Raw genomic sequence first — 18,817 nt, 5'->3', positions numbered from 1 at the left:
GTGAACCGCACACTCATAACCTTTCGCGCTGTACTTTTTACACCACTTGGCGGCGGTTCGCTGGCCCCAATTTGTTAGGACGCCGTTCTTGTTTCGGGAAAGGTAATCGTTGTCCACCGCGAACACAAGACGCTTAATCTGAGGATGATTTTTCAGATACCGTTCCAGCGCACCATCCCACAGGCAGCCGAGGGAAACACGGTGATCCCGGTCCAGTCGAGACTGTAGTACACCTTTGCCAGCGTTGCGTGGCTCATAAGATCAATCGGGCTTTCGCTGACGATCAGCAAATCGCTTTTTCCCTCATGGAAGAAGGGATAGCTTTTGTCGGAATTTTCGGCATCCATTTTAAAGCTGCTTTTTTCACTTGCTGCCCGCATGGCGCAATATTTCGCCGTTCCGTCCGAATCGTATCCCACAAAAACGCAGTTGCTGTGTTTCTCCTCCTGATAGATCATCTTTTGACCCATAAAGAACCGAACGATCTCCGGATCGATGCCGCGAACAGACGTAAGATACCAATAGGCAAACCTGAAATTTTTTCGCTTTATCCGGCAGCACAAGCGGTTTTCTCGGACATTTCTGATAGGGCTTTCTCTCACAGGTGCAGGTGGCGTACTCCTTTCCGAGCAGCTTCCCGACTGCTTCTCCGAAGGAGACTTTTTCCTCCCTCATAACAAAATCGATGGCACCGCCTTTGATTCCACCGTCAGGGCCGGTCCATTGGAAAAAGCGATTGCTCTCCGGAAACAAGTACAGCCCCCCGCTATGCTTCATGTGTACAACTTTCCGGCCTGCTTTTTCCGGTTCATAGCCGTATTTTTCAGCCAGGAAAAGAATATCGGTGTGATTGGCATTGTCAATCTCTTCATCGTGAAATGGCGGTAAGATGTATCAGCGTAGCGCATCGACAATCACCTCACCGTTCCAGCTCATCCGACTCCGCTTCGTGATTCAAGGACCGTTCCATCTCATTTGCCTCGTTGCCTGTCGGAGACACTACCAAATCCAGCTTTTGAATCATCCGGTCAAGCGTTTCTCTGCCACGTTCATTCAAAGCGTCCGTTTTTCCGGTATGAAGTAAAATGGAGTCAAGCAGCAAAAGCTCTTCTCCAGAAAATAGTTTCCCTTTCATGGACGGGCGTTTCACCAAGTAATCCAGCAGCTTTTTATCTTCCAGGCGGATGCCAAACAATGTTTCGTGCATATTCAGGCGATCCGCTTCCTTTACGGACGGGATTAATTCTTTTCGGTTGTCGGGGTACAGTGCGTAGGCTGGAATTCCCCGCCGAACGGCTTCGAAAACATCATCGGGGATTACATATGTCATATCGCCGACTGTATAACCGCGGCTGCAAAAATGCTGCCGCACCATTTCGGAAACATACTCGTCCACGCCAACCGGTTCCGCTTCTTGGAAGCAGGCGTTCCGAATGTCGGCAATCTGGTTTTGCAGGGCAGCTTCGTTTTCCACCAGAAAGCTCCTATTGTAGATATCACCGTTTTCCCTGTGAATGGCATACCAGTTCTTATCGTAGTCTTCAAAATCATAAACCCGCACCGCAGCGGGACGCTTGAATACAAGCTCCACACGGTTCGGCTGAACCGCACTCTTTTGGACCTGATCCGCGTGTTTGGGATAATCGAGTTCACAAATCGTGCCCGTTACCTTATGATCTTCGGACTGTTTGTCAAATATGACCCAGTAGGCTTTTACGCCCTGATCGTTCCGGTACGACTGCCATGAATTGTACGGATGCGTGCTTTTGATATAAACGTCCCGTTCGGGAAAGTACCACGTTCCGCTTTCGCGGCTCATCCATAAAAAAGGCCGGGTCCATGAATTGGACTCGGCGGCGTCGGCCAGTGTGCGTATGTCGTATTCAAAATCCGTCTGATAGTATCGCGTGTTGTGGAGCATGATTTTTCGCAGCGTGTCAATCACGTCCACATTTTCAAATTTCTTAATCATACTTATCCCCGTTGAGTCTGGATCATTTTCAGACTCCGGAGGATGTTATCTTGGCTTACTTTGGCATTCTGCGTGAAGCCGCCAACATGGCGGGTTATTCGGGCGGCTGCGGAACTATCGGCTGGGCCACATTGCCATACCCGTATAGTATGTCATCCTGATATTTCCTGTCACCGTAGGTACTGTAAATCTTGCCGAGAGAAGTTGCTTTCTGTTCCGGAGATAAACCATCTTGTTCATATAGGATGCGGACGGTGCGGTACAGTTCAGTCGGGTACAACCCTGTGCTGGTGAGGATGGATTCGCAATTCCGTCTTACCTGTTCATCCGTAAGGGAAAAAGACACAAAAAAGGAGCCATCCTGCGATGACTCCTTTTCCGTATTCTGTTCGGTTGGCGACGGGCTTACCTCGGTTTCAGCACCAAGTCGCGTAGAACGATTTCCTCCGCTGACCGCCGCAGGCTGTTGAGATGTTTCGTCCTCTCCAGCGTGTCCTCGGTATCCGGCATCGGCTTCTTTTGAAGCATCTGCTGCGTGAGAGCCTCGATCTGTTTCAGAGCTTCCTCGTTGACTTGGTGCATTTTCTCCATCAGAGTGCCATCCATTTTCAAAGTCATATACCGCTGCGGATGGCTCTCCCTGAGATATTCCAGCGCCAGCCTGCCGTACCGCCCCAACGGCCGGTCGTTCTCCTGATTGTTGGATACTTGGATGTTCGGTAGCATCATGCCGTCCTTCTCTGTGTAATTCAGTTCCACCAATGGCTTTTCCATGATTTTCAGTCCTTTCCTTGTTGACAATTTTTATGGTACGTTCTATTTCCAAAAGGGCATTTTTTGAAATTGAGGTAACGGCGTTTCCAAGCTGCCCGACAAGCGGAAGAGTATTGAAATGATGGATTGTATCCATGCCGTTTCCCAAAGGAATCTCTTCATCGGGAAGCCCGCATCGTTTTCCCATAAAATATGTTACGCTGTCGTCAGAAGATCCACGAACTGCGCTTCAAATCCGCCTTCGGGAAGTTCGGAAAACAGATTGCCGTCGATGTCGACACTCAAATCTTGCAAATAGGCTTCATAGTGGTCAGAAACCGCTTCAGCGGCAAGATGGTGAAGCAGGTCAGGAAACCCGCCGTCTTCAAAACCATGGGAAAAAGCCAGCCGCTTTGAGATTTCACTTTTTGTGTTCTCTGTCAACTGCCAGTCGGTCGGTTTGATTGCCCGCCCGTTGGTCTGTGAAATATCGAAAAGGTATTTGATCGTCAGTCTGGCATTTTCGTATTCGCAGACGGCGATGCCCTTCGCCCCTGAGTTCACATATCGACCCGCCTGATTCCACTGTTTGGTGGTGGCAAGCATCGTTACGTCGGGATTCTGCGCGTAGATCAGCAGCATATTATCAAAGGAATGCTTGAAAAACCGTGCTCCAAACGTCAGGTAATCGCGCCAGTTGTTTCCGGTTCGGGTAATGTAGGGGGCAATCGTTTCATAGATTGTCCGAAGTTTTTCGTCCTTTCTCAACGTATCGCCTCCGTTTCATTTTCGATATTGGATTCCGTTATACATCTTCATGAAGGAAATACAAAAAAGAGCCAATGCCTTCATATTCTATAAGGCATTAGCTCTTTTGGTTATGAAATTATCTCACTATTGTATGTGTTGGATAAAAGCTCGCAGAGGTATTGGAATGATCCATGATATATTCGACAGACCTTGAAAAACAGTTCATAATGAATTCAATTTAAAAAGCAGGAGGAACATCATGAACCAGTTACACTCACAAATTAGTAATTACTTAACCTATTGCCAGTATCAAAAAATGCTGAATGACAAAACATTGAAAGCTTACCGGATTGACCTCTCGCAGTTTGAAAATTCTTTTGTGGACGAACCAGAGCCACTTTCAAAAGATTGCATTTGTAAATATATTCAAAGGCTGCATGTAAAATACAAGCCAAAAAGCGTAAAAAGGAAAATTGCCTGTATCCGAGCCTTCATTAATTACCTCTACTTTGATGAGCAAATTACATCCAATCCAATTAGCAAAATTCATTTGGATTTTCGCGAGCCACTTGTACTTCCAAAAGCCTTGCCATTATCCACTATTCAAAAACTCTTGAGAGCAGCATATCAATCAGCAAAACAGCAACAGACACAATGTCAGTATTACGTCAGTTTGAGAAATATAGCGGTTTTAGAACTTCTATTTGCAACTGGCTTGCGCGTTTCGGAGCTGTGTTCTATAAGGCCTTCGGAAATTGACCTCAAAAACGGATTTGTTAAGGTACAGGGAAAGGGTTCACGGGAAAGAATTATCTTTATTAGCAATCCTGATACTCTCACAGCGCTGCGTACATATCAGAAAGCTTATTCTCAAAAGATCTCAGAGTCTGGATGGTTCTTTGTAAATAGACTGGGTGGCAGACTTAGTGAACAGTCTGTCCGTGGTATGATTAAATCAGATGCTGAACTAGCCAAAATAACACAGCGCGTCACACCACACATGCTTCGGCATTCTTTTGCCACTCTGATGTTGGAAGATGATGTTGACATACGCTATATACAAAGTATTTTAGGTCACAGTTCTATTACAACAACACAAATCTATACACATGTATCATTAAGTAAACAAAAGAACATTATGAGAAAAAAAACACCCAAGAAACCGAATTACCTTATGATTTTCAATTTCAGCTCCCGTTTGCACGGGAGCTTTTTTGTTGTCCAAAACAGTTCAAATGAATGAAGGATAATATGTAATTATCCTTCGTTCATTGAAGGAGGAAATAGAGATGCGCAACCATCAAATAATCGAAAACATTCTTTCCCAGTATAATATTGATAATATTGACTTTGACGTATATGTTATTGCAGATGCGCAAGTACAAACAATAAAGGAAAGCGATAATCGTATTTGTCACGCTGATGAAAGTGAATTCTTTTCGCGTACCGAGTTTGCAGAAATTGCATCCGCGCTCTTCAACGTATTTGGATTTGTTCGAGTATTTTATTCTGAGATTTCCTTTATTGAGTATATTTTACGAAACCATATTGATCCTAACGGTTGTATTGTATATAATTTGGCCCGCGATGGTAAGATGCCAGGAAAGAAATCGCTGATTCCATCTTTCTGTGACCTTTATCATATAAAATATACTGGTAGTGACGCATTCGTTATATCTCTGCTAAGGAATAAGCCAGACTTTTCTGACATCCTTTCAGTCCACGACATCAATGTCCCTATTTCAGTTGTGTTTAATCCCAAACAAGAAAACCTTTCTGAGCTAAATACGGCCCTTGAAGGACATGAAATACTCATTAAAAATGTTTGTGAATCAGCAAGTATCGGACTAACGCGCGAATGTAAAATGTTATTTTCTTCAGATGCATATCCAAAATTGCGCCAAGTAGCTACCAGTGTAAATCCCAAACAGGTTTTGGTCCAGGAATTTATTGATGGAATGGAGTGTGAGGTGCTTGTACTGCAATATCACAAAGATTATTATGCCATGACGCCAGTTGTCATTACATTTCCAAAAGACAGAACCTTTATGGATACACAGATATCCAATGGATATCAATATGGTTTTCAATTGCTACAGACCCCTGTAGCCAGTAGCATTTGTGCGACCGCAGAACATGCTGCCTCCATATTGAATATTAAAGATTACGCCCGGTTCGATTTTAGGGTTCGGGATAACATTCCTTACCTATTTGATATTGCAAAACATGAGATTTTTATAGATAAGGATCAAAATTGCTTTTATGAATTTCACTGCCCTGAAATTCAGTCTATTTTAAGAAAAGAAGAAATCAGTGAACGAAAAGAGCGTTTATTATATTATTATCGATATTATACAGAGACAGAGCAAGATAATTATTACTTTCGCGGGTATTATCTAACGCTTTTTGCGGGAAAGCTTACATCACAAGCCTTTACTTTATTATGTCTAGCCTACATTTTTTCCCAACGATTATTAGATTATGATTTACTTAATCGGATTGATGATTTGATTAAACAATATGCAGTTACACAGCAACTGAATGAATTTATGGAGATTCGAAATTTCTATGACATGCTCTCGCAATCCCCTACCACGGGAGACAATACATATTCTATATATTGCAAGCTAAAGCAATTTGACTTTGAATTGCCATTGAAAGCTGAATTGGCCAGAGCCTGTTTCCATTTTTTCTATACTATGACTCAAACAAACGATAAATATCAAAAAATGCTTTTAAATGAATGTTTACAGTATGCAAAGAATAAGCTTATGCTTTCAAATTTTATCAATCCGATTCAACTAAAACCAGCAGATGAAACTATTATTCGTCTTACGATCGTTTATGAAATTGCACCTTACATCTTAGATGTAAGAAATGACATTGATGAGTTTAACCTGTTATACACACTCAGCCAACAGCTTTCTATAGAATCCAGAGCAAAAGGGGAAAAAGGTCTTGCACAGTATATTCAAAATATTTTCAATCGAAAAGCATTCCTTTTTGCCAATCCTACTCAATGTGAAATTTACTATGAGAGGGCAAAAAAGTACTTTTCTGAATGTCAAATTTGGGACGAATATTGTATAACCCTCGTTTGCCAGGCGGGTACCGACATCGTTATTCAAAAATATCAAGAAGCACAGATTTGTTGTAACTCTGCTGCTGAAATTGCAGATAGAGAAGGTATAATGCTTCCGCAGCCTGCTAAAATTAACAACAACTTGTTGATCGCTCAATTTCTAGAATTTGAACAAAATTCAAGTAATCAGCAGGAATGTGCAACTAAAGCGAAAAACACTCGTCTACTTCTTGCACAAGAATTACAGGGTACTCCTTGTGCAACCGAATTTGTCATTTTAACAAATCTATGCTCCCTGTGCTTATATTGCGACGACGATGCAAGTTACAGCAATTACAAAGATAAAATTGAAAATTTAATGCAATGCACAGATGTATCCGATGTTAGTGATGAAAATATAGATGATTTTTACCGATACTATTTCGTGTGGTTTGAAGCTTACCGAGCTTTGCGAGACAAGAAATGGGAACTAGCAGAAAAGCTATTTCATAAAATAGATGGCTTTATACCAGCACTATTTAAAAAGCAGGAAATTTTCTGGGAAAAGAAGAATGCTGCTCTTAAAAGACTCATACTTTCAAAAGAAGTGCTAAGCGCCTATGATTTTTGTATTCATTTGGTTCAAACGGATCGACGAGAAACGGTGCTATCCAAATTCTTTTTCAGAGGATTGATGCTTTCTGATCTGCAATACACTTCGTATCAGTAAATCTTTTAATTTTAATAATTAGAGAACATACAAGATACAATCGTCTTATAGATATCTTCGTATTGTAACCCATACTCATTGAAGAGATAAGCTACTGAGCTATGATGAATGGTATATGGAGTGCCAGCAATATCAAATAGGTAAGGAATGTTATCCCGAACCCTAAAATCGAACCGGGCGTAATCTTTAATATTCAATATGGAGGCAGCATGTTCTGCGGTCGCACAAATGCTACTGGCTACAGGGGTCTGTAGCAATTGAAAACCATATTGATATCCATTGGATATCTGTGTATCCATAAAGGTTCTGTCTTTTGGAAATGTAATGACAACTGGCGTCATGGCATAATAATCTTTGTGATATTGCAGTACAAGCACCTCACACTCCATTCCATCAATAAATTCCTGGACCAAAACCTGTTTGGGATTTACACTGGTAGCTACTTGGCGCAATTTTGGATATGCATCTGAAGAAAATAACATTTTACATTCGCGCGTTAGTCCGATACTTGCTGATTCACAAACATTTTTAATGAGTATTTCATGTCCTTCAAGGGCCGTATTTAGCTCAGAAAGGTTTTCTTGTTTGGGATTAAACACAACTGAAATAGGGACATTGATGTCGTGGACTGAAAGGATGTCAGAAAAGTCTGGCTTATTCCTTAGCAGAGATATAACGAATGCGTCACTACCAGTATATTTTATATGATAAAGGTCACAGAAAGATGGAATCAGCGATTTCTTTCCTGGCATCTTACCATCGCGGGCCAAATTATATACAATACAACCGTTAGGATCAATATGGTTTCGTAAAATATACTCAATAAAGGAAATCTCAGAATAAAATACTCGAACAAATCCAAATACGTTGAAGAGCGCGGATGCAATTTCTGCAAACTCGGTACGCGAAAAGAAGTTCACTTTCATCAGCGTGACAAATACGATTATCGCTTTCCTTTATTGTTTGTACTTGCGCATCTGCAATAACATATACGTCAAAGTCAATATTATCAATATTATACTGGGAAAGAATGTTTTCGATTATTTGATGGTTGCGCATCTCTATTTCCTCCTTCAATGAACGATGGATAATTACATATTATCCTTCATTCTTTTATAGTATATCACGCCCCTGTACGTATTTCACCAATATATTCCTGATTTTGCAAAAATTTTAGAAACTCAATGTCAAACTAAATCACATACTGCTCATCATCGCGTCAAAACCACGTACAGAGTGACGATTCATTTTAGTACCACCAGCAGTGAAACCATGAACGATAAAATCAAGCAGATGCTCCGTAATGAGATACAGCGGATATAGCCCGTAACATTAACAGTCCGGGAATCTGAAAACGGATTCCCGGACTTATTTTTGTTCTACGAACAAAAGATGATTTGTGGAATAAATCTATCGGTCAGATATTAATTCGGACTCAATCATACATACTTTTGTAAAGTTAAAACCCATCTGTGTTAGGCGGACGAATCCCTTCTCTAATACGATTTTATCAAATTCGCCATGTATAAGCATATTGCCCCTTACTGTTGAAATGGAAAATCCGCTGCCCGGACTTCCTGGAGCAATATACTCAGCTAATTTTTTATATGCTTGATTATCATAGAAAGAGGTGTACTTATCATCAGCAAGCGCTTGCGTATATTTAATTTCAGAAATCATCAAGACCCCGTTCAGTCTTTAATGGATGAATCGACTTAAAATCCTTCGGAAGTGATTCCTTGCCGGTTCAAGTCCGGCTGGCGGCACCAGAACGGAACTTCTCCAAGCCCAGTATTCATGCGGGTTTGGAGACTTTTTTTTGCTTTTTTGCGCTTCGCTGAATTTACGGAATCCGTGGAATTTACCGCCTTTTTTTGTAAGGGATGTGTAAGGGATGGAGCACCGGGAAAAACATTCAGGATTGCGTTGGCGGAGGAAACCTTCGAATCGAAACTTAAATAGGTATCGATATTGGCGGTTGTGCCGATATTGCTATGCCCCAGCCACTCCTGTATTTCCTTGAGGCTCACTCCATGAGCGTACAGCAAACTCGCGCAGCTGTGGCGGAGATCGTGAAAACGAATTCTGCGCATGTGATTTTGCTCCAGCACGCGAGGGAAATGATCCGTAATATACGCCGGCTTGATCTGCTCTCCAATCTCGTTCACATAAATGTAATCAAGATATTTTTTACAGTAGGAGCTGCCGCATAATTTTTGATTTCTTTCCTGCTTCTGCCTCAACTCTTGCAGTACCTTTTCAAATGGAGCAACAAGCGGCAATGTTCTGCAACTGGATTTCGTTTTGGTGCGGTCGCGCGCAATCGTCAGAAATTTGCCGTCGATGCTGACTTCCGTAACGGTATGCCGAATCGTAAATGTTTTCTGGACAAAATCAACGGAATCCCATTTCAGCCCAACAATCTCGCTTCTTCGCAGTCCATAGAACGCACCCAGAAGAACCGCCAGTTCAATCAGCGTTCCCTTGACAACCTGGAACAGCTTTTCCAATTCTTCTTCGTTGTAGATGTTTCCTTCGAACGGCTGTTTTTCCATTTCAACCTAATTATCATTGAGCAAGATAGAAGTTTATGATAAAATGAAATAGATTTATCGCTTTAATATTGGCCCGAACCCGTTTGGGTAAGAACGATACGAAGTAGGTGTAAAAAGTGGATTCCGTGATAAACGATAAAATACGGCTGGCCCAACAAGGGATTGCACGGTTGCGTAAGATTGATGCTATGCTTCAGAATCTGCAAAAACAACAATCTCAGATAAACCACAAAGTTGCTGAGCTCAAAGCCGTTTTGGGAAAAGAAAACTATGATGTTGCTAAAATTGAGGATAAAAGTATTACATCCATTTTTTATTCCCTGTTTGGAAAGCTGGAAGAACGTGTTGAAAAAGAACGGAAAGAAGCTCTCTCTGCAAGATTAAAATACGATCAGGCCGTCAGAGATTTGGAAGATATCAAATGTCAGATTTCGAAGCTCTCCGCGGAACGGCAGAATTATATAAATTGCCAGCACGATTTCGACGCTCTTTATGTCGAAAAGAAAGAACAGATCATGAAAAACGGCGGTAAAGCCGCCCAGAGGATTCTGGAACTGACAAACCAAATAGACAGTGAAAAAATAAACCTGAAAGAAATCAAAGAAGCCATATCCGCCGGTCGTGATGCATTGGATAGTCTTAACCGGGTTCAAAACAGTCTCTCCAGCGCCGAAGGGTGGGGAACTTGGGATCTCCTTGGCGGAGGGCTTATTTCGGACCTTGCAAAGCACTCGCATATTGACGATGCCAAAACGGAAACTGAAAATGCGCAGCGGCTTCTGCGGCAATTTCACGCTGAGTTAGCCGATGTCCGGATCAATTCCGACATTCGCATTGAAACGGACGGCTTTGCTAAATTCGCAGATTTTTTCTTTGACGGACTGATTGCGGACTGGTTCATGCAATCGAAAATCAACCAGTCACAGGAAAGCGTTTCACATGTGCAAAGCCAGGTTCATGACGCCGTACATTGCCTTGAATCAATGGAATCCCAGACAAACTCCAGTATTGGAAAATTGGAAGTGGAACTGGAAAGTCTGATTGTCACTACGTAATAACCAGGTGGGAGAGGACATGCCTGGTTTCAAAACACAATACAAATATTATTCTTATAAGAAAGACAGTCTTAATACGATCTACTTGATCTAAGACTCATCTGAAAATTATATTTACGCGGTGGAAGATTTGTACTGATTGAAATCTATAAAGAGGTGGATCATGAAAAAAATCTAAAAAAACTGTTTCTGCCGATTTTTTATTAGCTCTCATCCTTGTTATGGCATTCTGGTCAGAAACCGATACGCCTTCGGAGCATGGAATCCATTGAGTATTCCTAATCGGGTTCCATTGATAAGAAAATATTCGATTAGCGCTCCGGATAACCAAACAGATAAAAAATTATATGCCACGGAGCCCAAAAACGAATTAGTGCCACCCATCATTTATCTGAAAATGGCGGACGGCAAATATCAACAGTACGTTTTGTCCGGAGGACCGTAAATTCAAAATGAAAAGCGTTAAAGCAAGTAAATATTACGCATATATGCTGCGCTGTTCGGACGGCACGATCTACAGTGGCTATACAACGGATCCGCCCCGCCGCGCTGCCGTACATAATCGCGGGAAAGGTGCGAAATATACCCGCTCCCGCCTGCCGGTTACGTTGGTTTATCAGGAAAAATTTTCCACAAAAAGTGAAGCTCTCAAACGGGAAGTATCTTTAAAAAAGTTGTCCCATTCCGAAAAGATTGCGTTGATAGAGGGTAAAGCGAAAATGCAATTGGACTAAGACTGCTCTTTGCTGATGGCTGAATCCTCAGATTCGCTTTTTGCACTTTTATCCTTCAAAAATTCCAGATTATCATATCCCGTCCGAATCAGCTTTTTAATCTGCGGGTTGTCGGGGTCAAGGACAAAGCTGCCGAAGGCTTTGTCCTTTTCCTTATCCGTCAGCCACCGCTCCGAGCCGTGCTGGAACTGCCCGACCGCCTTCGGAGTTTTGATATCCGGCGTAATCGTGTCCAAATTTGACTGATAAGGCCGTAAATTTGTAAGATAAAATAAGAGTACCAAAATCAGAATAAATTCCTGCAAACACAGAAAAAGCATCAAATGCTGACGACTGGTAAAAAGTCCAACGATGCAGTTGCCAAACGGCAGGATTGCCAGTCGTGTCATTTTTCGTCAGCAGTCCATGAAGTGTCGCGGAGAAAAAGAGATTGAAAATACCCCCCACAAAGAAAATCAGGAAGCAGATCAATTTGTGGAGTTCTGTTTTGTGCTAAAGAAGTCATATCATGATTTATTTATTATATTGATTAAAAATTTTATACCATTCAGCACAATCTTTCCCATAATCGTTTGGCATGTCTGAAAGCAAATTGTATTTAATGAAAACCATTGCAATCTGATCCATCGAATAATTTACAAAATTGTCTTGATATCATATTGAAACAATAGTTTGACACCAAGAGGGAAAAGTGTTAAATTTACTAGATGACAATGAATTGCATTTGCATATAACTCGGATCATAAAAGCCCATCATTGACTTGGAGGGACATATGGATACAAAAATCGGCGTCATCTCAGGATTTCTGGGAGCCGGCAAAACCACTTTAATACAAAAACTGTTGAAAGGCACCATACCGAATGAAAAAGTTGTGCTGATAGAAAATGAATTCGGTGAAGTCGGTATAGACGGCAAGCTTTTCAAACAGACCGGGATTCGGGTACGGGAAATCAATTCCGGCTGCATCTGCTGTACCCTTGCGGGAGATTTCAGTGACGCACTGAGAGAAGTTATCCGCAAATATAAGCCGGACAGAATTCTAATTGAGCCTTCCGGCGTGGGGAAGCTATCGGAAATTCTCCCTGCCTGCCGCAGAATTGCTTTGAGAGAAAGAGGGGAAGTCAGTTTTTGCATCACGGTTGTCAATGCTCTGAAATACAAAATGTATGCCAAAAATTTTTCCGAATTCTTTTTCGACCAGATTGAAAACGCAAAAACAATTTTCCTGAGCCGAACGCAGAATGTCGAATTGGATCGGCTGCAGGAGGTGGAGCAAAGTATCCGCGAACACAATCCGAAAGCCGCGATTCTCACAACGCCTTGGAAACAGATTTCTGCAGACCGGATGCTGCAGCTTGCCGAAAACGGCATTCCGCTGCTGATAAAGAATGATGAGCTGCCGGAACATCATCATCACGCAGACGAGACTTTTCAAGTCTGGAGTGTGGAGACGCCAAATCTTTTTTCCCGCGACCTTCTGGAATCAGCACTGGAGTCGCTGCCCAAATATGGAAATATTCTTCGTGCAAAAGGGCTGGTTGCACTGAAAGAGGGCGGCTGGCGTCAGTTCGATTATGTCCCTAGTGAAAGGAATGTTCAGGGAGCACAACCGGATTTTACCGGACGGATTTGCGTCATCGGGGAAAATCTGGACAAACCGGGTCTCGCCGCACTGTTTCAGGTATAATTTATGACAAGGATTGAAGTGTTCTGCGGATTTTTAGAGAGCGGAAAAACGACCCTGATTCAGCATATTTTAGAGCAGGAGTACATCGAAAATTACAAAAAAATCCTGATTTTGCAGTGTGAGGACGGAGAAGTCGAATTCCGCGCGCCAGCCATACGGAACAAAAACGTGCTGTTGGATCAAATCGACCGGAAAGAAAAAATATGCTATGAGCTCTTCTATAAAATCAAGCTGGAATTGAATCCCGATCTGGTACTGATTGAATATAACGGAACTTGGCCGATTGAGACACTGCTCACCATATCAATGCCTAAAAACTGCAAAATTGACCGGATCTTTTTTTGCGCCGATGCTTCTACTTTTGATTTTTATATGAAAAACACCGGCGGGCTAATGGCCAATCAGCTCGCCAATGCCGACGCGGTTTTTTTTAACCGCGTATCGGAAGGTAAGGGAACGCTGAGAAATACGGTTCGCAGCCTGAACCGTTCCGCTTCCATTTTCTTTAGCGTGGAACCGGCGGATTCTTTTTTCAAAAAGCTGTTCGACCCTGAAACATTCAGAGAAGACAGACTTCACCACCGGATCTTTCTGCTGATTGCTTCCGCTTCGCTGGTTTGTATGTTTCTGCTGTTAACGACGGTGATTTTTAACCCGGCACAGCTTTATGCGTCGGTCCAGAGCGTTAATATGGTTTTTATCGGCATTCTGATGCAAGCGGTGCCGTTCCTGCTGATCGGGGCATTCGTCTCCGCCCTGCTGCAGGTATTCATTCCCGATGAGACACTGGTCAGGCTGTTTGCCGCACACAAATGGCTTGGATTCCCTCTTGCGGTAATTCTCGGATTTTTCTTTCCGGTCTGCGATTGCGGCATCGTGCCGATCGCATCGAGGCTGGCGCAAAAAGGCGTGCCGTTGCCGGAAGCGATGGTCTTTATGCTTGCGGCTCCGGCGGTAAACCCCGTTACAATTTTATCCACCCTATATGCTTTCCCCGGTCAGCCGCAGTACGTGCTCTGCAGAATCGGCTTCGGCATCCTCATTTCTCTGATTGCCGGTTCAATTCTGGGTTTGACGCATCAGAAGGCGTCACTTGTTCTGTCCGGCGGATCTGCTGCGGCATGTTCCTGCGGGTCAGGTGGCTGCGTCCCCCGCCATTCCGGGAAAGCAGGCAAGCTGGAGGCCGTTTTTATGACCGCGGGGCAGGAGTTTCTCGGTATGGGCCGCTATATTATTATCGGTTCCCTTTTATGCGCCACCCTTCAGCAGGCACTGCCGGCCTCCCTGTTTCAGAGTGCGGGCGGGGTTATGATTGTGCCGATTTTCCTGATGCTTTTAGCGGCATTTTTTATGTCGGTTTGTTCTACCTCAAATGCGTTTATCGGCAGAAGCTTTTTGAACGTGTTTCCGCCTGTTGCCGTGCTCGCTTTTATAGTTATGGGTCCTATGCTGGATTTGTCCAATTTATTCATGCTGAGCGCCAGCTTTAAAAAGAAATTCGTGTCGCGTCTTGCGGGAACTCTTTTTGTCACCGGCCTTTTGATTTTTCTGCTTCTTTCCCTGCTGCAGAAAGGAAGGGCATTATGAAACATAAAATAAATTCGGAAGTACTTTTGGAGACGATCCTCTGTTTTTTGTTGTCCATCCTGTTTTTTTACGCATTAATTTCCGGCAGAACAACCGATTATGTGCATCCACGCATCAATGGATATCTTTGGTTTGCCGCAATCGCCTTGCTGATTATTTCTATCATGCTGCTGCCGTCCGCGCTCACCCCAAAACATAACCCGGAACCCGGCAGATACCTTCTGTTTTTCATACCGATTCTATTTGCCCTTCTGATTCCTGCGGGAGCCGTTCAGAGCAGCGCAATTTCGTTTGGGAACGCGCCCGCCGCCGGGACGGCGACAATTTCGACCGGAACCTCGTCACAGGATAAAGGGACCATTATTGCGGACAGTGCTTCTTCGGATGATATCGGGGCCGAAGCGTCTTCCGCCCCTTCTCTTCCAAAGGAAGACGGCAGCGGCGTCATAACGGTGCAGGACGAACAATTTGCCCGTTGGTATCAGGATATCAATCAGGATATGGATAAATATAACGGAAAAACATTAAAATTCAAGGGGCAGGTCTTTCGGATGAAAGAGTTTGCGAAAAACGAAATCGTTCCTGTACGGTATGCTATGGTCTGCTGCACCGCGGATTTGCAGCCATGCGGTATTCTGTGCAGGGGAGACGGGGTTTTAAAATACAAGGAAAACGAGTGGGTATGGGTCACAGGTAAAATTAAAATTGAGAATTATATGAATCAGAGAATGCCCGTATGCTATATTACCAAAATAGAAAAAGCGGAAAAAGCACAAAAGGCTTATATTTATTTCACTTATTAACGACCTTCGTCGTTGAAGGTGTGTATCCTTAGATTCTTTTTTTGCTGGGATTGGGAAACATGGGGAAACGTTTTCGCTTCTTCAGGCCGTTGACCGACGGATTTCCGGATTAACCAGGCCGATATCACTGTGGTAAACGGAATCGTGAACAGCATGCCAAGGCTCCCTATCAAAGATTGAAGAATTTCAACGATAATTTCCTCTTTGTTGAGCAGTTGAAGGATCGGGTAGTTAGAAGCGGCATAGATCAATACCATGATCAGGCTGCTTCCGATATAGGCAAGGATCAGCGTGTTGGTCATGGTACCCATGATGTCTTTCCCGATATTGAATCCAGACTGGATAATCTCGATTTTTCTCATGTTGCTTTTGCTTTTTTGAATTTCTTCCAACGAGGACGCAATCGACATTGCAACGTCCATGGTTGCACCCAAGGCGCCGATGGTAACCATCGCAAAAACAATTGCTTTTAAGTCCAAAGGACACTGTGTGAATGTCTGTTCCAACAGGGACGTTTGATCATTATAATAACCGGTCAATTTCATAATCCGTTCCATAACGATGTAAACGGCTCCTGAAAACGCAACGCCGCCCGAACAGCCGATTGCGGCCGACAGACTTTTTTGGTTGATTCCGCCTGTAAGAATATAGGATACGGCTATGATATAGATACAAATGACAACTGTCGAAGCGAAGATGTTGAATCCGGCCATGATACACGGAACAAACACGAAGAAAATTGCGAAGCAAGTCAGTGCCAGCGACAGAACGGTTTTCAATCCTCTCTTCCCGCCGAAAACGACAATCAGACCGACAAAGACAAGCGACAGCCAAAAGACCTGTTCGATTCTGTCATAATTTTCAAACGTGTATTCTGTGGAACTGCCATCGGACAGCTTGCCAAGAACGACTTTATCGTTTGGACTGACCTGCGGCGGCATAGCCGCATTATTTTTGTATGCATATTGGGTGGCATAAACAGATGTTCCTTTTTTATCGCCCGATGTAATGATACAAGTGAATTTTACAACATTGGTGCTGGAATCCGTCTGGCTTGGTGTGACGGAATCAATTCTCGTGACTTTTGCAAAAAGCTGATCGTTCATCTCCGACTCATACCCGGAAATCGTGATATGCAACGCATGTGCGGATGCATATCGATTGCCTACCCATAGAAATAAAATGGAAAACAATAGAACGATCCAAGCAGCCTTCCCTTGACTGATCTTCATTTTTGTCACATCCTTTTTCAATAATCTATGTCCTCTTAAAACAGGATATGACGATCACTGCCTGAATGATCAAGCCAGAAAATACAAAAAGAGAACCGAAAGCATAGCACACACTTACGGCACTCTTCTATTTTTTAAGATAATGTCGGTTGTTTTACCGGCTGAGGCTGTCATATATTTCATTCAGATTTGACTTCATTCGTTCCAGGTAGGTCTTATGATCTTCCCCGCTTTCAATGGTATAAATCTGTTCCACCTTTGCGCCGATCTGATTGGCAAGTGTTTGAGAAACGGCAGGACTGACCATATCCTCAACAAAAATTGTTTTTACGTTGTTCTTCTTACAGTAATCCACCAGTCCAGCCAATTTCTGCGCACTGGGTTCCCCCTCTGCAAATACGTCTTCAACGCTGTTTTGCTTTAATCCAAAATCCCTGCATAAATAGGCAAAAGCGGCATGACCGGTCACAAAGCTCCTGTTTTTGGCGTCGTGAAATTTGGTGTTGTATTCTGAATACAAACTTTCCAACTGCGAAATGAAACTGTCACAGTTTTGCTTAAAGTAGTCTGCGGATGACGGATCTGCCTTAACTAATCCATCGCGGATGTTCTTTGCCTCTGTTTCAGCGCCTTTCAGACTGATCCAAATATGGGGATCATATTGCCCGTGCTCTTTGATTTCATCGGTATCTGTATTTTGGATCGGTGTCGCTCCTTTGGAAGCTTCCACCGCAACCAGATTTTTATTATCGGCCGCTTCAATTGCTTTATCCGCCCAAGATTCCATGCCAAACCCGCTGTATACAAAAACTTGCGCGGAGCTTAGCCCGGTAAGATCCTTCGCTTTCGGCTCAAAATCGTGCGGTTCCGTGCCGTCCGGTATAATGGTCGAAATTTCCACTTTCTCTTTACCGACAGCTTCTGTAAATTCTTTCATTGCGTTGAACGTTACAGATACTTTTACCTTTTTGCTTAAAGCAGTGCTTACCTGACCGGCTGTACTGCTACCGGCGGTACTGCTTGCGGCGATCTTGTTATTCGTACTGCCGCAGGCGGAAAAGGCCGGAATGATAAACAAACTTAATAACAAGGCAACAGTTTTTTTTAACATTTTTGCTCAACCTCCAAGTTTTACTTGCAAATGATTATCATTTGCATTTATAATAATCTTATTACAGTTACTTTGTCAAGGAAAAAATTACATTAAATTAAAAGGACGGTGTTTTTAACGATTCAGGCGAAAGGATTATACTTTTCCTATACCGTTTCGGCGCCCTATATACTGGATGGAATTGATTTTGAGATTAAAGATGGCGACTACATCTCGATATTAGGTGAAAACGGCTGCGGCAAAAGCACACTTATGAAACTAATTTTGAAATTATTAAAACCGACAAAAGGCACCATCGTTACAAATTCAGACCATATTGGTTATGTGCCTCAAAAAAATGATTTTTCAAACTCTAATTTTCCTATAACGGTTTATGAAATGCTCAATGCCTACAGAAGACTCTTAAAAATCAAAAATAAAGAGGCAATCCTTGAAGTCTTAGACAGAGTCGGAATGAATCCCTTTATGGATTCTTTGATGGGAACACTTTCGGGAGGGCAATGCCAGAAAATATTTATTGCACGGGCGTTGATGGGAAAACCGGACCTGCTCATTTTAGATGAACCGTCTACAGGTGTGGACATCGGCAGTCAAAAGGAAGTCTATCGTTTTCTGAAAGAAATCAATAAAAAAAACGGCATCACGATTGTCTCAGTCGAACACAATCTTGATGCTGCCATTTCAAATTCTACGCTTATTTATCATCTGAGCGGCGGGAAAGGCCACCTTTGCACGCCCGAAAAATATACGGCTGAATTCTTAAAGAACGAACAATAGGAAGGATTC

The 18,817-nt window shown here is 42.9% G+C and carries 19 protein-coding genes; 9 read left to right on the top strand and 10 right to left on the bottom strand.

The features are described 5' to 3' along the window. Positions 1–152 precede the first annotated feature (152 nt). The 4 genes from HCR03_RS19920 to HCR03_RS17955 form a co-directional block, all read right to left on the bottom strand. Entirely contained in the window at positions 153–470 is a 318-nt protein-coding gene (locus HCR03_RS19920; RefSeq protein WP_267459196.1) for a DUF3991 domain-containing protein, read from the bottom strand. A gap of 449 nt (positions 471–919) precedes the next feature. After that, positions 920–1,972, bottom strand: coding sequence for a hypothetical protein (locus HCR03_RS17965; RefSeq protein ID WP_187035744.1), 1,053 nt, complete (start codon positions 1,970–1,972; stop codon positions 920–922). A 405-nt stretch (positions 1,973–2,377) separates the two neighbouring features. Beyond that, positions 2,378–2,746 carry a TnpV protein gene (locus HCR03_RS17960; protein WP_156990077.1) on the bottom strand — a complete coding sequence of 123 codons (369 nt, stop codon included), beginning with the start codon at positions 2,744–2,746 and terminating at the stop codon, positions 2,378–2,380. A 195-nt stretch (positions 2,747–2,941) separates the two neighbouring features. Beyond that, the gene (locus tag HCR03_RS17955) at positions 2,942–3,493 is read right to left on the bottom strand and encodes a hypothetical protein (protein ID WP_187035742.1); all 552 of its coding nucleotides are present in this window, start codon (positions 3,491–3,493) and stop codon (positions 2,942–2,944) included. A 241-nt stretch (positions 3,494–3,734) separates the two neighbouring features. On the opposite strand from HCR03_RS17955, the gene HCR03_RS17950 reads away from it, so the two are divergent. Both HCR03_RS17950 and HCR03_RS17945 read left to right on the top strand, forming a co-directional pair. Then, the gene (locus tag HCR03_RS17950) at positions 3,735–4,718 is read left to right on the top strand and encodes a tyrosine-type recombinase/integrase (RefSeq protein WP_187035740.1); all 984 of its coding nucleotides are present in this window, start codon (positions 3,735–3,737) and stop codon (positions 4,716–4,718) included. Positions 4,719–4,764: 46 nt separating this feature from the next. Beyond that, positions 4,765–7,266 carry a D-alanine--D-alanine ligase family protein gene (locus HCR03_RS17945; RefSeq protein WP_187035738.1) on the top strand — a complete coding sequence of 834 codons (2,502 nt, stop codon included), beginning with the start codon at positions 4,765–4,767 and terminating at the stop codon, positions 7,264–7,266. 11 nt (positions 7,267–7,277) lie between these two features. On the opposite strand, the gene HCR03_RS17940 is transcribed toward HCR03_RS17945, so the two are convergent. Then, complete coding sequence (locus tag HCR03_RS17940; RefSeq protein WP_187035736.1) at positions 7,278–8,186, bottom strand: D-alanine--D-alanine ligase family protein; 909 nt, start codon at positions 8,184–8,186, stop codon at positions 7,278–7,280. A 202-nt stretch (positions 8,187–8,388) separates the two neighbouring features. Between HCR03_RS17940 and HCR03_RS20765 the strand changes: the two genes are divergently transcribed. Next, positions 8,389–8,589: a transposon-encoded TnpW family protein gene (locus HCR03_RS20765; protein WP_456236872.1), complete on the top strand. Its 201-nt coding sequence runs from the start codon at positions 8,389–8,391 to the stop codon at positions 8,587–8,589. Between the two features lie 87 nt (positions 8,590–8,676). Here the strand turns inward: HCR03_RS20765 and HCR03_RS17930 are convergent, their stop codons facing one another. Both HCR03_RS17930 and HCR03_RS17925 read right to left on the bottom strand, forming a co-directional pair. Beyond that, positions 8,677–8,946: a hypothetical protein gene (locus tag HCR03_RS17930; RefSeq protein WP_187035734.1), complete on the bottom strand. Its 270-nt coding sequence runs from the start codon at positions 8,944–8,946 to the stop codon at positions 8,677–8,679. A 35-nt stretch (positions 8,947–8,981) separates the two neighbouring features. Then, entirely contained in the window at positions 8,982–9,821 is an 840-nt protein-coding gene (locus HCR03_RS17925) for a site-specific integrase (protein ID WP_187035732.1), read from the bottom strand. Positions 9,822–9,937: 116 nt separating this feature from the next. Here HCR03_RS17925 and HCR03_RS17920 point away from each other — a divergent pair, with 116 nt between their 5' ends. Both HCR03_RS17920 and HCR03_RS17915 read left to right on the top strand, forming a co-directional pair. Further along, positions 9,938–10,876: a hypothetical protein gene (locus HCR03_RS17920; protein ID WP_187035730.1), complete on the top strand. Its 939-nt coding sequence runs from the start codon at positions 9,938–9,940 to the stop codon at positions 10,874–10,876. Positions 10,877–11,328: 452 nt separating this feature from the next. After that, positions 11,329–11,610, top strand: coding sequence for a GIY-YIG nuclease family protein (locus HCR03_RS17915; RefSeq protein ID WP_187035729.1), 282 nt, complete (start codon positions 11,329–11,331; stop codon positions 11,608–11,610). Here HCR03_RS17915 and HCR03_RS17910 read toward each other — a convergent pair. Continuing rightward, positions 11,607–11,999: a TRAG family protein gene (locus HCR03_RS17910; RefSeq protein ID WP_228725013.1), complete on the bottom strand. Its 393-nt coding sequence runs from the start codon at positions 11,997–11,999 to the stop codon at positions 11,607–11,609. The two genes, HCR03_RS17915 and HCR03_RS17910, sit on opposite strands and share 4 nt — an antisense overlap. Before the next feature lie 384 nt (positions 12,000–12,383). On the opposite strand from HCR03_RS17910, the gene HCR03_RS17905 reads away from it, so the two are divergent. Genes HCR03_RS17905 through HCR03_RS17895 form a run of 3 tightly spaced genes read left to right on the top strand, consistent with a single transcriptional unit; the run spans position 12,384 to position 15,688 of the window. Beyond that, positions 12,384–13,298, top strand: coding sequence for a CobW family GTP-binding protein (locus HCR03_RS17905; RefSeq protein WP_187035726.1), 915 nt, complete (start codon positions 12,384–12,386; stop codon positions 13,296–13,298). A 3-nt stretch (positions 13,299–13,301) separates the two neighbouring features. Next, positions 13,302–14,885: a permease gene (locus HCR03_RS17900; protein WP_187035723.1), complete on the top strand. Its 1,584-nt coding sequence runs from the start codon at positions 13,302–13,304 to the stop codon at positions 14,883–14,885. Continuing rightward, a complete protein-coding gene (locus HCR03_RS17895) occupies positions 14,882–15,688 on the top strand; it encodes a TIGR03943 family putative permease subunit (RefSeq protein ID WP_066643730.1) in 807 nt (268 codons plus the stop codon). Before HCR03_RS17900 ends, HCR03_RS17895 begins: the two co-directional genes overlap by 4 nt. On the opposite strand, the gene HCR03_RS17890 is transcribed toward HCR03_RS17895, so the two are convergent. Continuing rightward, positions 15,685–16,920, bottom strand: coding sequence for a YibE/F family protein (locus tag HCR03_RS17890; RefSeq protein WP_187035721.1), 1,236 nt, complete (start codon positions 16,918–16,920; stop codon positions 15,685–15,687). The genes HCR03_RS17895 and HCR03_RS17890 overlap by 4 nt on opposite strands. Positions 16,921–17,074: 154 nt before the next feature. Beyond that, complete coding sequence (locus HCR03_RS17885) at positions 17,075–18,031, bottom strand: metal ABC transporter substrate-binding protein (protein WP_066643732.1); 957 nt, start codon at positions 18,029–18,031, stop codon at positions 17,075–17,077. 108 nt (positions 18,032–18,139) lie between these two features. Between HCR03_RS17885 and HCR03_RS17880 the strand changes: the two genes are divergently transcribed. Then, positions 18,140–18,808: a metal ABC transporter ATP-binding protein gene (locus HCR03_RS17880; protein WP_228725012.1), complete on the top strand. Its 669-nt coding sequence runs from the start codon at positions 18,140–18,142 to the stop codon at positions 18,806–18,808. The last annotated feature ends 9 nt before the right edge of the window (positions 18,809–18,817 follow it).

Source organism: Caproicibacter fermentans (assembly GCF_014303955.1).
In the GTDB taxonomy this organism is placed as follows: domain Bacteria; phylum Bacillota; class Clostridia; order Oscillospirales; family Acutalibacteraceae; genus Caproicibacter; species Caproicibacter fermentans.
Note: the sequence above shows the minus strand (reverse complement) of the source record. Positions and strands in the feature narration are given on the sequence as shown.